At 36.3% G+C, this 14,208-nt stretch carries 15 protein-coding genes and 1 riboswitch; of the genes, 9 read left to right on the top strand and 6 right to left on the bottom strand.

The window, feature by feature from the left end; translation table 11 throughout:
- Positions 1-51: 51 nt before the first annotated feature.
- The 5 genes from FGK96_RS04830 to FGK96_RS04810 all read right to left on the bottom strand — a co-directional run bounded on the left by FGK96_RS04830 (position 52) and on the right by FGK96_RS04810 (position 4,036).
- Positions 52-693 (bottom strand): redox-sensing transcriptional repressor Rex, encoded by a 642-nt coding sequence (locus FGK96_RS04830; RefSeq protein ID WP_003082838.1) that lies wholly within the window; start codon positions 691-693, stop codon positions 52-54.
- A 209-nt stretch (positions 694-902) separates the two neighbouring features.
- A complete protein-coding gene (locus FGK96_RS04825) occupies positions 903-1,250 on the bottom strand; it encodes a DUF1831 domain-containing protein (RefSeq protein ID WP_138081873.1) in 348 nt (115 codons plus the stop codon).
- Entirely contained in the window at positions 1,240-2,382 is a 1,143-nt protein-coding gene (locus FGK96_RS04820; RefSeq protein ID WP_138083500.1) for a cysteine desulfurase family protein, read from the bottom strand. Before FGK96_RS04820 ends, FGK96_RS04825 begins: the two co-directional genes overlap by 11 nt.
- The gene (locus FGK96_RS04815) at positions 2,369-3,343 is read right to left on the bottom strand and encodes a ribose-phosphate diphosphokinase (protein WP_138081871.1); all 975 of its coding nucleotides are present in this window, start codon (positions 3,341-3,343) and stop codon (positions 2,369-2,371) included. Before FGK96_RS04815 ends, FGK96_RS04820 begins: the two co-directional genes overlap by 14 nt.
- 126 nt (positions 3,344-3,469) lie before the next feature.
- Complete coding sequence (locus tag FGK96_RS04810; protein WP_138081869.1) at positions 3,470-4,036, bottom strand: CYTH domain-containing protein; 567 nt, start codon at positions 4,034-4,036, stop codon at positions 3,470-3,472.
- Between the two features lie 91 nt (positions 4,037-4,127).
- Between FGK96_RS04810 and FGK96_RS04805 the strand changes: the two genes are divergently transcribed.
- The 5 genes from FGK96_RS04805 to FGK96_RS04785 all read left to right on the top strand — a co-directional run bounded on the left by FGK96_RS04805 (position 4,128) and on the right by FGK96_RS04785 (position 8,350).
- On the top strand, positions 4,128-4,799 hold the full coding sequence (locus FGK96_RS04805) for a GTP pyrophosphokinase (protein ID WP_138081867.1): 672 nt from the start codon (positions 4,128-4,130) through the stop codon (positions 4,797-4,799).
- Positions 4,774-5,610: an NAD kinase gene (locus FGK96_RS04800; RefSeq protein WP_138081865.1), complete on the top strand. Its 837-nt coding sequence runs from the start codon at positions 4,774-4,776 to the stop codon at positions 5,608-5,610. Before FGK96_RS04805 ends, FGK96_RS04800 begins: the two co-directional genes overlap by 26 nt.
- Positions 5,607-6,497 carry an RluA family pseudouridine synthase gene (locus tag FGK96_RS04795; RefSeq protein WP_138081863.1) on the top strand — a complete coding sequence of 297 codons (891 nt, stop codon included), beginning with the start codon at positions 5,607-5,609 and terminating at the stop codon, positions 6,495-6,497. The genes FGK96_RS04800 and FGK96_RS04795 overlap by 4 nt, the downstream gene beginning before the upstream one ends.
- 19 nt (positions 6,498-6,516) lie before the next feature.
- Positions 6,517-7,518, top strand: coding sequence for a phosphate acetyltransferase (pta, locus tag FGK96_RS04790; RefSeq protein ID WP_138081861.1), 1,002 nt, complete (start codon positions 6,517-6,519; stop codon positions 7,516-7,518).
- Between the two features lie 73 nt (positions 7,519-7,591).
- Positions 7,592-8,350 carry an SDR family NAD(P)-dependent oxidoreductase gene (locus FGK96_RS04785; RefSeq protein WP_138081859.1) on the top strand — a complete coding sequence of 253 codons (759 nt, stop codon included), beginning with the start codon at positions 7,592-7,594 and terminating at the stop codon, positions 8,348-8,350.
- Positions 8,351-8,414: 64 nt separating this feature from the next.
- Here the strand turns inward: FGK96_RS04785 and FGK96_RS04780 are convergent, their stop codons facing one another.
- Entirely contained in the window at positions 8,415-9,101 is a 687-nt protein-coding gene (locus tag FGK96_RS04780) for a hypothetical protein (protein ID WP_138081857.1), read from the bottom strand.
- Between the two features lie 150 nt (positions 9,102-9,251).
- Here FGK96_RS04780 and FGK96_RS04775 point away from each other — a divergent pair, with 150 nt between their 5' ends.
- From FGK96_RS04775 to guaC, 4 genes are all read left to right on the top strand, one after another.
- On the top strand, positions 9,252-10,094 hold the full coding sequence (locus tag FGK96_RS04775; protein WP_138081855.1) for an HAD family hydrolase: 843 nt from the start codon (positions 9,252-9,254) through the stop codon (positions 10,092-10,094).
- 368 nt (positions 10,095-10,462) lie between these two features.
- Positions 10,463-11,191, top strand: a complete 729-nt coding sequence (locus FGK96_RS04770; protein ID WP_138081853.1) for an ABC transporter ATP-binding protein — start codon at positions 10,463-10,465, stop codon at positions 11,189-11,191.
- Positions 11,184-12,710 (top strand): ABC transporter permease/substrate-binding protein, encoded by a 1,527-nt coding sequence (locus FGK96_RS04765; protein ID WP_138081851.1) that lies wholly within the window; start codon positions 11,184-11,186, stop codon positions 12,708-12,710. The genes FGK96_RS04770 and FGK96_RS04765 overlap by 8 nt, the downstream gene beginning before the upstream one ends.
- Before the next feature lie 329 nt (positions 12,711-13,039).
- Positions 13,040-14,023, top strand: a complete 984-nt coding sequence (gene guaC, locus FGK96_RS04760) for a GMP reductase (protein ID WP_138081849.1) — start codon at positions 13,040-13,042, stop codon at positions 14,021-14,023.
- Between the two features lie 43 nt (positions 14,024-14,066).
- Positions 14,067-14,162, top strand: a riboswitch (purine riboswitch).
- Positions 14,163-14,208 lie beyond the last annotated feature (46 nt).

Below are 14,208 nucleotides of genomic sequence, written 5' to 3'. Positions count from 1 at the left end.
ATGTGACATTAGGTTACTTATTGAGACTTTCACTTGTTAACACGCTTTATCTTACTTATTTGCTTGATTCATAAAATAGAGTAAGGTTTGAAGTTCACTTGTTAAATCAACATATTGTACAATAACATCAGCTGGCACTTGAAGATGCACCGGTGAAAAACTTAGAATCCCTTTAATCCCTGCAGCAATAAGTTGATCAGCAACCTCTTGTGCCTGCACGCTTGGTACCGTTAAAATAGCTGTCTCAATATCTGTTTTTTCAACGTGCTCTTTTAATGTTGACATACCATAAATGGGAATCCCATCAGCAGTATTTGTTCCAACCATGGGATGACTATCAACATCAAAACCCATGGAAATTTGCATCTTATTACGATCGTGGAAGCGATAGTGCAGCAGTGCACGGCCAATATTACCACATCCTACAATAAGAACATTGGTTGTCGAGTGATCGTTTAAGAGATCAGCGAAAAAGTTCATTAATTTTGAAACATCATATCCGAATCCTCGACGTCCCAATTCACCAAAGTAGGAAAAGTCACGACGGACTGTTGCAGAGTCAATCCCCATTGCGTCTGCAATTTGTTTAGAACTCGCTTTTTCAATCTGATCGGCATAAAAACGTTTGAAAATGCGATAATACAAAGACAAGCGCTTAGCTGTTGCCTTTGGAATGGATTTATCAATTACCATTATCTTGCTCCTTTTTTATTATTCAGTATCTTTCATGCTACTATTGTAACAAATACTTTGTGAAAAATGCAACTTTTATCCACTAGATAGGAGTAAATATTACTATTTAGTTCCGTCATAAGAAAAGCCTTCTTTTACAGAAGGCTAAATTCTAAGATGAGTGATAAAAAGAGAGCTTTCTTAAGCCATTTAAATTAATAGTAAAGGGATTAGTTTGCTTTCTTTGTAAAGATATCACGTTCTACCAAGCTATCCATTAAAAAGTAAAACTTATCTTGTAATATTTTATGTTTTTCTGATTTAAAAATATTTACCATACGTAAGCCAGACTGGTCTGTAATAGCCAATTTAAACGCATCAAGCTCCTTGTTAATTGTAATTTTCAATGGGAAGCCATCACCAGAGTTTGGGACCTCCTCTAAAAGGCGTGTCAGCTCATAGTGTCCTACTTTTGTAACTGAAAAAGTCGTATCTCTGAGAGTATATTTTTTTATTTTGGGACTTATTTCATATGTGTACCGACAGTCTGGTAAAGCAATTTCTTTTTCAAATGCCATTTGATACTCCTAAAATAGTTTTTAATTCTTTTATAAAGGATTGAATTTCCTCAATTGTATTTTGTTCAGAAAATGAAATTCTGATGGCTTCTTTTAGTCGAACAGATTCTTTGCCATAGTAGGCTTCTAAAACATGACTTGGTTCGACTGTACCAGCAGTACAAGCAGATCCTGTGGAAATAGCAATATTTGCCATATCTAAACGGGTGAGTAAGAGACCATTTTGTTGACCGGGAAAGCCAATATTGATAACATGCGGAAGTGATTTTTTTGATTTTGACAAATAGAAGTTACAATCAGAAAGATTAGCAATCAGCGTCTCTCTGAGTTTTTCAACGTGTTGAAAGTTTGCTGTCATCTTTTGATATGCTTCTTGTAAGGCAGTAGTCATTCCAACAATCCCAATAAGATTTTCGGTGCTAGCACGCCTCTTTTCTTCTTGGTCTCCTCCATGTAGAAGTTGGTCAAAATGGAGGTTGTTAGAGTAGAGAAAACCTACACCTTTTGGGCCGTGAAATTTATGAGCAGAAGCAGATAAAAAGTCAATACCTAGCTCTTTAGGATTAATTGATATTTTACCAATTATTTGAACGGCATCAAGGTGAAAGACTGCTTGATGCTCTTTCAAACTTGATGCGACTTCTTGGTAAGGCAAGAAGTCACCAGTCTCATTGTTGGCAGCCATCATGCTGACCATAATAGTATCATCACGCAAGGCTTCGCGGACTTGTTGACAAGTAATCTGGCCATTGCTAGGTTTTAAGTAAGTAACCTCAAAACCGAAACGTTTTTCTAAATAAGCCATGGTGTGAAGTACAGAGTGATGCTCTATGGTAGTCGTTATTAAATGCTTTCCTTTGTGCTGATTAGCAAGCGCATAGCCTTTGATTGCTGTATTATTTCCTTCAGTTCCTCCAGAGGTAAAGATAATGGAATGGTTATCAACTCCAAGAAGATCAGCAATCTCTTGACGACACGTTCGTAAAACTTTATTGGCTGATCGTCCGAAAGAATGGATACTAGAGGGATTTCCGAAAGTAGTAGCCATGACTTTAGTCATACTTTTGATAGCAGCATTACTTAAAGGTGTTGTCGCTGCATTATCGAAATAGATAGGATTATTTTTTTTCATTTGGATGGTAGGCAAAAAGCGGGCTCAATGGCTTTCTTTCGTGGATATTGATAATAGCTTTCGCAATTAGTTCACTGGCTGTGATGTAGTTGATATTTGCAGGTTTACGATTTTTAGTTAGGACAGAGTCTGTAACTAGAATTTCTTTGATTGGGCTTGCTTCTAAAATATCAGCTGCACCGCCAGCAAATAAACCATGACTAGCAACGGCATAGATATTAGTGGCTCCTTCACGCTCAAGAATTTTAGCTGCTTCAGCAAAAGTAATGCCAGTATTCAAAATGTCATCAATAATGATGGCTTTTTTACCGGAAACATCACCTATGATGTAACCTTCTTCACGTTCAGTTTCGTCTTCTGAGTAATCAATAATTGCAATAGGTGAATCGAGGAGTTCAGCTAAACTTCTAGCACGTTTGATCCCAGAATTTTTAGGACTGACGATAACGACGTTTTCACCACATAAACCTTTTTCTTCATAATGTTCAGCAAAAAGTGGAGTTGTAAATAAGTTATCGACGGGAATATCAAAGAAGCCCTGTACTTGGACAGCATGTAGGTCTAAAGTAAGGACACGATCAATACCAGCTTTGGTTAGCATATTAGCAACCAGTTTAGCAGTAATAGGTTCGCGCGATTTTGAAACTCTGTCTTGACGAGAATAACCAAAATATGGCAAAACAACGTTGACTGAATTAGCACTAGCTCGTTTACAAGCATCAATCATAATGAGTAGTTCCCATAAATTGTCATTAACAGGAAAACTTGTTGATTGAACAATATAAATATCATCTCCTCGGACAGTTTCCTCGATGTTAATCATGATTTCACCATCTGAAAATTGGCGTGAGGAAATTTTTCCTAATGGAATACCTGATGCTTTGGAAATTTTCTCAGCGATTGGTAAGTTTGAGGTGAGTGAAAATAGTTTGATTTGCTTATCAGCATATCGTTCAGTCATGAGAATGGTAGCTCCTTATATCTTCTTTAGAATGTGAATTTGCATAAAATTCCATTCAATTCCTAAATTGACAGTACTATTCTATCAAAAAAACAGAAAAATTGCATTTTTCTGTCGAGAATATTTTTAAGTGTTGAGGGTTTTGCTAAAACGCGCAACTTTACTTTTAGCATACTTAAATGAAATCTGATTTTCCTCTAAAAATCGGTCAAAATCAGTTTGACCTTTTTCAGCATTCTGGACTTCAAGTTCCAACTCATAGTCAATAATTGAAGCATAATGGTTACAGTCCAAAGCCATTTTACCAATGGCGGTAGTGGTTTCGCGACGAGTAGTTGTTAAGTAACCAAAGTTTTCTAATTTAGAGACATCAATTCCTTCGGTCTCAATAAGGTTTCTAATGCTGCTTTGGGGCAAATGACCTGTTTTTATTATTTCTTTTGCACTAATCATTGTTAAGTCAACATTATATTCCCTATTACCAATAGTTTCTGGCACTTTCAGCGTCAATTCAGCCTGCTCAGCAAATGTGCGAACTCTTAGGGACATGCGATGGGCTTTAAGATCGAAGTTAGGAGTGTCAATATAATAATTAGTTTGCACGACAGGTGAGACATGAGACATTTGTTCGAGTAAACGTTGATACTCTTTTTTTGTTAGCAGGGTCTTATATTCGATTTCTAAGTTAGACATGTTACCTTCCTTTTGTGCTATTTTATGCTATAATAAGTTGTTATTTCAATTTTATATCAAAGTATCTACTTTGACAAGAAAGGAGTAGGCTGTGGCAGTTGACTGGGAAGATTTCCTTGATCCCTATATTCAGGCAGTAGGGGAACTTAAAATCAAATTACGAGGTATTCGTAAGCAGTTTCGAAAGCAAAACCGCTATTCTCCGATTGAATTTGTAACTGGTCGCGTTAAATCCGTTGAAAGCATTAAACAAAAAATGGCTCTCAGAGGTGTACTTGAAGAAAATATCGCTCAAGATATTCAAGATATCGCCGGATTGCGGATAATGGTTCAATTTGTCGATGATATCGATGAAGTTTTGAACCTTTTAAGGCAAAGACAAGATATGACTATCGTTTATGAACGTGATTACATCCGTAATATGAAAAGAAGTGGATATCGTTCTTACCATGTTGTTGTTGAATATCCAGTTGACACCATTGATGGACAAAAGAAAGTTTTAGCCGAAATCCAAATTAGAACATTGGGAATGAATTTTTGGGCAACCATTGAGCATTCTCTCAATTACAAGTATAAGGGAGAATTCCCAGAAAAAATTAAGAAACGACTTTCACGAACTGCTAAGATTGCTCTTGAATTAGATGAAGAGATGCGGAAGATTCGAGACGATATTAGAGAAGCCCAGTTGCTCTTTGATCCGGGAAGTCGCAATTTAAGTGATGGTGTAGGAAACAGTGATGACACAGATGAATTATACAGATAATGTGATACGAGTTGCTATAATAGCTAATGGAAAATACCAGAGTAAACGTGTCGCTTCAAAACTTTTTGCTATCTTTAAAGATGACCCTAACTTTTACTTGACCAAGAAACAACCTGATGTGGTCATTTCAATCGGCGGTGATGGTATGCTGTTGTCAGCTTTTCACATGTACGAAAATGAACTTGATACTGTTCGCTTTGTTGGTATCCATACAGGTCATTTAGGATTTTACACTGATTATCGTGATTTCGAAATCGATAAACTTATTGAAAATTTAAGAGAGGACAAGGGGGATAAAGTTTCTTACCCTATCCTTAAGATTGTTTTGACTTTGGAAAACGGTCGAGTTATAAAGGCACGAGCTTTGAATGAAGCTACCATTAAGCGTATTGAAAAAACTATGGTTGCAGATGTCTATATTAATAACGTTCGGTTTGAAAGTTTTCGCGGTGATGGCATGTCTATTTCAACACCGACAGGCAGTACAGCCTATAATAAATCCCTTGGCGGAGCGATTCTTCATCCAACTATAGAAGCTCTACAACTAACAGAAATATCAAGCCTTAATAATCTTGTATTTCGCACGGTTGGCTCCTCTTTAATAATTCCTAAAAAAGAAATAATAGAAATTATTCCACAACGAACAGGTATCTACACTGTATCCGTAGATAATAAAACTTATAATTTGAAAAATGTAGTTAAGGCTCAATATTATATTGATAGTGAAAAAATTCATTTTGTGTCAACACCGAGTCATACCAGTTTCTGGGAACGAGTACAAGATGCCTTTATTGGTGATTTAGAATCATGAAATTCAACTTTATAGCAGATCGTAGAACGAAAGTGAAGACGTTACTCAAAAGTCATGATGTTTCAAAAGGTTTATTGGCAAAAGTTAAATATAAGGGTGGTCGTATTGCGGTTAATGGTATTGAGCGTAATGCCATTTATCTCTTGGATATTGGTGACATAGTTAGTATTACAATACCAGATGAGCTGCCTTTTGAGAAGCTAGAGGCAATTTCTCATCCTTTGGATATTGTTTATGAAGATGATCATTTTTTAGTCATTAATAAACCAGTTGGTTATGCTAGCATCCCTAGTGCTATTCATTCTAATACTATTGCTAATTTCATCAAGGGCTATTATGTAGATCAGAATTATCCTAATAAGCAAGTTCACATTGTAACTCGTTTAGATCGCGATACAAGCGGGCTCATGCTCTTTGCCAAACATGGGTATGCACATGCGAGACTTGATAAACAACTTCAAGCTCGAGCGATTGAAAAACGCTATTTTGCTTTAGTTTGTGGAGAGGGACAATTGCCAGATGAAGGGGAGATTATCGCACCAATTGGCCGTTCAAAAGACAGTATTATTACCCGAACCGTTGACCCAATGGGTAAATATGCTAGAACGACTTACCAAGTTGTGGGTCGCTATGCGGAAAATGTTCATTTGGTTGACATTAAGCTCCATACGGGGAGAACTCATCAGATTAGGGTTCATTTTTCACATATTGGCTTTCCTTTACTTGGTGATGACCTATATGGTGGCCGACTTGATTTAGGGATTACAAGGCAAGCCCTGCATTGCCATTTTTTGAATTTTCATAATCCGTTTACTGAAAATTCAAGCCAACATACAATTAATTTGACAGATGACTTTGAGAACGTTATCATAGATTTACAGAAATAAAAGATGAGGTAGTTAAAAAATGAGTATCAGAAGCTTATTTGGTAGTTTAAGAGAAAAAGTTGTTGGAAAACACGTTAAAATTGTTTTCCCTGAAGGAAATGATGAACGTGTTGTGCGTGCAGCGGCTCGTCTTAAATTTGAGGGCTTGGTAGAACCAATTATTCTTGGTGAGGCTGATGAGATTAGGGCCTTACTCACAAAACTAGGTTTTGCTGATCAAGATTATGCTATTATTAATCCCGTTGAATACCCTGATTTCGAAGATATGAAAAAAGAATTTGTCGAAATCCGCAAGGGTAAAGCAACGATGGAAGATGCTGATAAAATGCTCAAAGATGTTAACTATTTTGGGGTAATGTTGGTGAAAATGGGACTTGCAGATGGTATGGTTTCAGGTGCTATTCATTCTACAGCTGATACCGTACGTCCTGCTCTTCAAATCATTAAAACAAAACCAGGTATTTCACGGACATCAGGTGTTTTCTTAATGAACCGTGAAAATACAAATGAACGTTATATTTTTGCAGACTGCGCTATTAACATTGATCCAAATGCACAAGAGTTAGCTGAAATAGCGGTTAATACTGCTGAAACAGCTGAAATTTTTGATATTGAACCCAAAGTAGCTATGCTAAGTTTCTCAACGAAGGGTTCAGGTAAAGCACCCCAAGTTGATAAAGTAGCAGAAGCGACAAGAATTGCAAAATCCTTAAACCCTTCTCTAGCTTTGGATGGAGAGTTACAATTTGATGCAGCCTTTGTTCCTGAAACGGCAGCAATTAAAGCACCTGATTCTGATGTTGCTGGTCAAGCAAATACTTTTGTTTTCCCTGACTTGCAATCTGGTAATATTGGCTATAAAATTGCACAACGTTTAGGTATGTTTGATGCCATTGGTCCAATCCTTCAAGGTTTGAATAAACCGGTAAACGATTTGTCTCGTGGATCTAGTGCAGAAGACATTTATAAATTGGGGATTATTACAGCAGCGCAAGCTTTAGGAAAGTTTGAAGCTGAATAAATATCTCAACTATAGCGCGCAAAACTTTGTTAATGGCAACAAGGTTTTGCTTTGTTTTTAGGAGGTTTAACTAATGACAAAACAAATAGCTTTAGTAACAGGAGCTTCAGCAGGTTTTGGTAAGGAGATAGTTTATCAATTAATTGCAGATGGTTACCGTGTAATTGGTGCAGCAAGACGTATTGACAAATTACGTGAGATGGAATCCTATTTGGGTGCAGAAAAATTTCTTGCTTTAAAGATGGATGTGTCAGATACTAACTCGATTGATACTAGCTTAAAAAGCCTACCAGTTGACTGGCAGGTGATTGATGTCTTAATTAATAATGCTGGACTTGCTTTAGGATTGGACAAGGCGCAAGAAGCTGACTTTGCCAATTGGCTGACAATGATTAATACCAATATTGTGGGATTAACCTACCTAACTAATCAGCTTTTGCCCAAAATGGTTGCTAGAAATATTGGAACAATCATTAATCTGGGATCAACAGCAGGAACAATCCCTTATCCTGGCGCTAATATTTATGGGGCAAGTAAAGCCTTTGTTAAACAATTTTCACTTAATTTACGTGCTGATTTAGCGGGGACGAAAATTAGGGTTTCTAATATTGAACCTGGCTTATGTGAAGGCACAGAATTTTCGACTGTCCGGTTTAATGGTGACCGAGAACGTGTAAACGCATTATATCAAGGAGCACATGCTATTCAACCAGTTGATATTGCTAAAACAGTTTCTTGGATTCTTTCTCAACCAGACCATATCAACATTAATCGGATTGAAATCATGCCCGTTTCGCAAACCTATGGGCCACAACCTGTTTATAGAGATTAAAAACTTACAGCCATACTGTTTTTACCAGTATGGCTGTATTAGTCTTATTCTTAATTTGTAACTGTTAAAAGTTATCTGAGATTGAAGGTCCCGATGTCACATCTGACCAGCCAACGATGGCTTGTGCAGTTTCTTCGAGGTACTGGGCCAAGATAGGTTTTAAGTCCTGTACGATATCTATTGTTCCAAGATAGTGACCTTCTTTGTCAGTGAGACTATAATATGATTGAAAATAGATATGATCTAGGGAAGCAGTCGGTAGTAAGAAATGCTTAGTTTGATTTACATGGCTGCTTTTAAATTGGCGATAGAGCCATGTCTCCAATCCCTCATCTTCATCTTCAAAAAAGCTACTATTAAATTGATGGTTATGGTATGTGAAATTGCCACTATTATCAGATAGCCGAATTTGGTAAGGAAATAAATCCCATAATGAGTGGCTGATGCTTTGATAGAATTGGTTTAAGGCAGAGCTGAGCTCTAGAATTATGTGACCATCTTTTAAACGCTCTTCTGTAATGAAGAAAGCTTTAGATGCTAATTGTTCTGAAAAATAGAAAACGGGGCAGTGTGTTTCAAGCTCCACAAAAGAGAAGATGCCATCATATTCTTTAAGGTCAAAATTAGATGATGACGGAGCAACTGTAACTTCGAAAAGTTCAGAGTAATAGTTTGAAATTGTTTTAAAGAATTTTTGTTGAAAGATGTTTTTATCAGAGAAAACTGCGAGGATAGCTTGTGTTTTTTTCATAAATCCATAGTAACGAGAATAGCTTTAAAATGCAATTAATGCGCTTATGAAAAATATCAAGGGATAGTATTAGAATTACTGATTAAATAACTAGTTTGTCCAACTATAACTATAGTATAATCGTATCATAAATAGCTAAGAGGTGAGATAATGACTCGAAAAATCATTTTTCTAGATGTAGATGGTACACTTGTTGATTACGATAATCACCTTCCTCAATCTGCCATTAATGCTATTAAAAAAGCTAGAAGAAACGGACATTTAATCTATGTTTGTACCGGTCGCAGTCGTGCTGAAATACAAAAAGATATTTGGGAGATGGGAATTGATGGCATGATTGGTGGTAATGGATCTTATGTAGAACACTGTAATGAAGTTATCATGCATAGGCTAATTCCCCCTAGTGAAGCTAAACATATCGTTGACTGGCTACATGAGCGAGGTTTAGAATTTTATTTAGAATCAAATAATGGACTTTTTGCTAGCGAGAATTTCCGTGAAGCGGCGCGTCCTGTTATGAGAGTCTATTCCATGCGAAAAGGCAAAACCGCTGAAGAAGTTGTTGACTTAGAAGCTGAAGATGCCTTACATGGATTGGTATATGGAGCCCCCTTGTATCGTGATGACTTAAATAAGGTTTCTTTTATTTTAAGAGACTATCAAGATCACTTAGAGTCAATATTAGAATTTCCTAACCTAGAAGCTAATACTTGGGGAGGACGTGGTGAAACAGCCTTATTTGGAGATTTAGGAGTCAAGGATATTACCAAGGCACATGCGATTGATGTTTTATTAGAACACCTAAAAGCTGATAAAAAAGATACAATTGCTTTTGGTGATGCTAAGATTGATATTCCTATGTTGGAGTATTGTAATCTTGGTGTTGCGATGGGGAATGGGGGCCCTGAGATCTTAGCAATGGCAGATATGGTGACAGATGACGTTGAAGAAGATGGGCTCTACAAAGCCTTTAAAAAATTAGAATTAATCTAAAAAATGATAACCGAGTTTTGAGTGACCACCATGTTGATCCAAAACTCGGTTTTTATAGTTATATTAGTTAAAATGTTAGATTGTTGCCTCGATAACTTGGTCAAATACTAAGAAGAAAACCACGTTCTTTTATTAGGAGAAGACAAGGAGAAATGGTAAAATAGTTTTTAACACATAGCTGTTTAGTGTGAGTTATGAGAAAATTTAAGGAATGCCTATCTTTTGCGAAGAAATGCTACTATTCAGCCATGTTATTCTTGTCATTGTTCATCTAGATAAATGGCGTTTTGATTTAGGAGATAGTGATAGTTTACTTTTAATGTTGTAAAAAAGGAACTATATTTTTGAAGACAAAAAATGGAGAAGATATGATACGTTTTAATAAAGTCTCAAAACAATTTGGGGATACTTTGGTCTTAGAAGAACAAAGCTTTCAAGTTAATGATCGTGAATTTTTTGTTTTAGTGGGATCAAGTGGCTCAGGCAAAACAACACTTTTAAAAATGATCAACTGTTTAATAGAACCGAGTTCGGGCGAAATTTTACTCAATAAGACACCGCAAGCTGAATTGGATCTGCGTGAAATGCGCCTCTCAATCGGTTATGTCTTGCAGCAAATTGCTCTTTTCCCTAACTTAACAGTTGCCGAAAATATTGCCATTATTCCAGAAATGAAAAAATGGACAAAAGAAGAAACCATTCAAAGAACAAAAGACTTTTTGAATAAAGTAAACTTACCCGCTGAAGAGTACATGTATCGTTATCCAAAGGATTTATCTGGTGGAGAACAGCAACGGGTAGGAATTGTCCGTGCCCTTATTTCACATCCTAAGATTTTACTTATGGATGAGCCTTTTTCAGCATTGGATCCTATTTCAAAAAAACAATTACAAGATTTGATGCTTGCTTTACATCGTGAATTCGATATGACTATCGTTTTTGTAACACACGATATTAAAGAAGCTATTAAATTAGGAGATCGTGTTGCTATACTTGATAAAGGGCAGATTATCCAAGTTGACACGCCTGAAGCTATCGTGGAGAATCCAGCTAATGACTTTGTAGCCAGTCTTTTTGGAGGTGATATAGATGACTAGTATTGTAAGAACCTTCCTAGAACGTTTTCCTGATTGGACTAAGGCGCTAGCAGAACACCTACAAATTTCTTTAATCGCTCTTTTAATTGCTATTTTAATTGGCATTCCGCTTGCTAGTCTTTTAAGTAAGAGTAAGCGTTGGTCAGATATTGTTTTACAAATTACAGGTATTTTTCAGACGATTCCATCATTAGCTCTTTTAGGCCTCTTTATTCCTTTGATGGGGATAGGTACCGTTCCAGCAGTCTCTGCTTTAGTCATATATGCTATTTTTCCCATTATCCAAAATACGATTACTGGTTTGAACGGAATCGAACCTAGTTTAGTTGAAGCTGGCACAGCTTTTGGAATGACCAAATGGGAAAGATTGAAAAAGTTCGAAATTCCTATTGCTATGCCAGTTATCATGTCAGGAGTTAGAACTTCAGCTGTAATGATTATTGGTACAGCGACTTTGGCCTCTTTGATTGGAGCCGGTGGTTTAGGATCATTTATTCTTTTAGGAATTGACCGAAATAATACAGATTTGATTCTAATTGGGGCGATCTCATCTGCTCTCTTAGCTATTTTATTTAATAGTATTTTGCAATATTTAGAAAAAGCTTCACTCAAGAAAATTCTACTGGCCTTTGCAGTAATTGTCTTCGGACTACTAGTATCTTATAGTCCCAAGTTAGTCTCTCAATTTACAAAAAAATCTGAAACACTGGTCATTGCTGGAAAACTAGGAGCAGAGCCGGAAGTTCTAATCAATATTTATAAAGAGATAATTGAAGATCAGTCAGATTTAAAAGTAGAAGTTAAGTCAAATTTTGGTAAGACAAGCTTTCTTTATCAAGCTCTCAAGTCGGGAGATATTGACATCTATCCCGAATTCACAGGAACGATAACCTCAAGTCTTTTAAGAAGTAAAACAGAATTATCTAACGATCCCAAAAAGGTTTACCTTGACGCTAAGAATGGCATTGCTAAGCAGGATAATTTGGTTTTATTGAAGCCTTTTGCTTATCAGAACACTTATGCCGTAGCTGTGCCAGAAGAATTAGCTAAGGAAAAGGGCCTTACAAAAATTTCAGACTTACAAGCTTATCAGGGTCAATTAAAAGCTGGATTTACCTTGGAATTTAAAGACAGAGCAGATGGATATAAAGGACTGCAAAGTAAATATGGCCTATCCTTACCAGTTTCCACAATGGAACCAGCTCTTCGTTATCAAGCAATCAAGGCTAACGATATCCAAATAACAGATGCTTATTCAACAGATGCTGAGTTGAAAAAATATCATCTTAAAGTTTTAGAAGATGATAAACACTTTTTCCCTCCATATCAAGGTGCCCCACTAATGAAAAAGACCCTAATTCAAAAACATCCTGAGTTGAAAAAGATTCTCAATCAATTGGCAGGTAAAATTAGTGAAGATCAAATGCAAGACATGAACTATCAAGTCTCTGTTAAAGGAAAAGAAGCAAGTCGTGTCGCTCATGATTTTCTAGTTAAAGAAGGATTGATTAAAAAGTAAAAGTTATACCTTATTTTGACATTGATGGTAAAAGTATTTTGCCATCAATTTTTTTAGACTTTCCAAATGAAGGTTAAATTGCTGTCATTTCAACTTGTGAAGGTATTAAAATTGATTAAGTGGTCAGAGGATATAGAAAACAAGACAAAAACCGAACGTTATTTTTTATATTTTTAAAATATTTGACAAAAAGAAGACGTTGATTTAGAATGTTAGAAGGAAAGGTAAGTTTTTACCTAGCGATGTCTCTATTTAGAGATTATAGGAAGGTCATTTTTAATAAAGAATATGGGGTAACCCCATTACCGTCTTTTAAAAGGAGAAGCCTTATGTTTAATGACATGCCTGTTTTTGATTACGAAGATATTCAACTGATTCCTAATAAATGTATTATCAATAGTCGCTCGGAAGCAGATACCAGTATCACACTCGGTAAATATAATTTTAAATTACCAGTTATCCCTGCAAATATGCAAACCATTATCGATGAAAATATTGCCGAGCAATTAGCTAAAGCTGGTTATTTCTACATTATGCACCGTTTTGACGAAGAAGCTCGTAAACCCTTTATCAAACGAATGCATAATCAAGGGCTACTAGCTTCAATCTCGGTTGGGGTTAAAGCCTATGAATATGATTTTGTTACTTCCTTAAAAGAAGATGCGCCAGAATTTATTACCATTGATATTGCACACGGACATGCTGACAATGTTATCAATATGATTAAACATATCAAAGCTCAACTACCAGAAACTTTTGTAATTGCAGGTAATGTTGGGACACCAGAGGCTGTTCGTGAACTTGAAAATGCCGGTGCAGATGCAACTAAAGTTGGTATTGGACCAGGAAAAGTATGCATCACAAAAGTAAAGACTGGCTTTGGAACTGGTGGTTGGCAATTAGCTGCCCTACGCTGGTGTGCAAAAGCAGCCCGTAAGCCTATTATTGCTGATGGGGGAATTAGAACTCACGGGGACATTGCTAAGTCAATTCGTTTTGGTGCAAGTATGGTGATGATTGGGTCACTATTTGCAGGTCATTTGGAGAGTCCTGGTAAACTTGTTGAAGTTGATGGTGAGAGTTTTAAAGAATATTATGGCTCTGCTTCTGAATACCAAAAAGGTGAGCATAAAAACGTTGAGGGTAAAAAAATTCTTTTACCAACTAAAGGTCACTTAGCAGATACTTTACGAGAAATGAAACAGGATTTGCAATCATCAATTTCATATGCCGGAGGTAAAGACTTGGATGGTCTTCGTCGTGTGGATTACGTTATTGTTAAAAATTCAATCTGGAATGGCGATTCTATTTAATTAGAACTTGAAATCTTAGAAAATCGTGTTAAACTAGATGTAATAAAAAATTGAATAATCTACTTATTTATGTTGTGAATTGGCACAGCGTTTCTACAAGACACCGTAATGTCTAACAATAAGTAAGCGAAAAAGCTTGCTTGGTATCTTTACCGTGCAAAATAAGAGGGGTAGTGTCCTTTTAT

Origin of the sequence: Streptococcus porcinus, assembly GCF_901542335.1 — a bacterium.
GTDB lineage: Bacteria > Bacillota > Bacilli > Lactobacillales > Streptococcaceae > Streptococcus > Streptococcus porcinus_A.
This window is presented reverse-complemented; position numbering and strand designations above follow the sequence as displayed.

Bases quoted from the DNA above. Each gene is read 5' to 3' on its own strand.
- FGK96_RS04775 (WP_138081855.1), top strand. From the start codon at position 9,252: ATGACTCGAAAAATCATTTTTCTAGATGTAGATGGTACACTTGTTGAT.
- FGK96_RS04765 (WP_138081851.1), top strand. From the start codon at position 11,184: ATGACTAGTATTGTAAGAACCTTCCTAGAACGTTTTCCTGATTGGACT.
- FGK96_RS04770 (WP_138081853.1), top strand. From the start codon at position 10,463: ATGATACGTTTTAATAAAGTCTCAAAACAATTTGGGGATACTTTGGTC.
- FGK96_RS04780 (WP_138081857.1), bottom strand. From the start codon at position 9,101: ATGAAAAAAACACAAGCTATCCTCGCAGTTTTCTCTGATAAAAACATC.
- FGK96_RS04830 (WP_003082838.1), bottom strand. From the start codon at position 693: ATGGTAATTGATAAATCCATTCCAAAGGCAACAGCTAAGCGCTTGTCT.
- FGK96_RS04815 (WP_138081871.1), bottom strand. From the start codon at position 3,343: ATGACTGAACGATATGCTGATAAGCAAATCAAACTATTTTCACTCACC.
- pta (WP_138081861.1), top strand. From the start codon at position 6,517: ATGAGTATCAGAAGCTTATTTGGTAGTTTAAGAGAAAAAGTTGTTGGA.
- FGK96_RS04800 (WP_138081865.1), top strand. From the start codon at position 4,774: ATGACACAGATGAATTATACAGATAATGTGATACGAGTTGCTATAATA.
- FGK96_RS04795 (WP_138081863.1), top strand. From the start codon at position 5,607: ATGAAATTCAACTTTATAGCAGATCGTAGAACGAAAGTGAAGACGTTA.
- guaC (WP_138081849.1), top strand. From the start codon at position 13,040: ATGTTTAATGACATGCCTGTTTTTGATTACGAAGATATTCAACTGATT.
- FGK96_RS04810 (WP_138081869.1), bottom strand. From the start codon at position 4,036: ATGTCTAACTTAGAAATCGAATATAAGACCCTGCTAACAAAAAAAGAG.
- FGK96_RS04785 (WP_138081859.1), top strand. From the start codon at position 7,592: ATGACAAAACAAATAGCTTTAGTAACAGGAGCTTCAGCAGGTTTTGGT.
- FGK96_RS04820 (WP_138083500.1), bottom strand. From the start codon at position 2,382: ATGAAAAAAAATAATCCTATCTATTTCGATAATGCAGCGACAACACCT.
- FGK96_RS04825 (WP_138081873.1), bottom strand. From the start codon at position 1,250: ATGGCATTTGAAAAAGAAATTGCTTTACCAGACTGTCGGTACACATAT.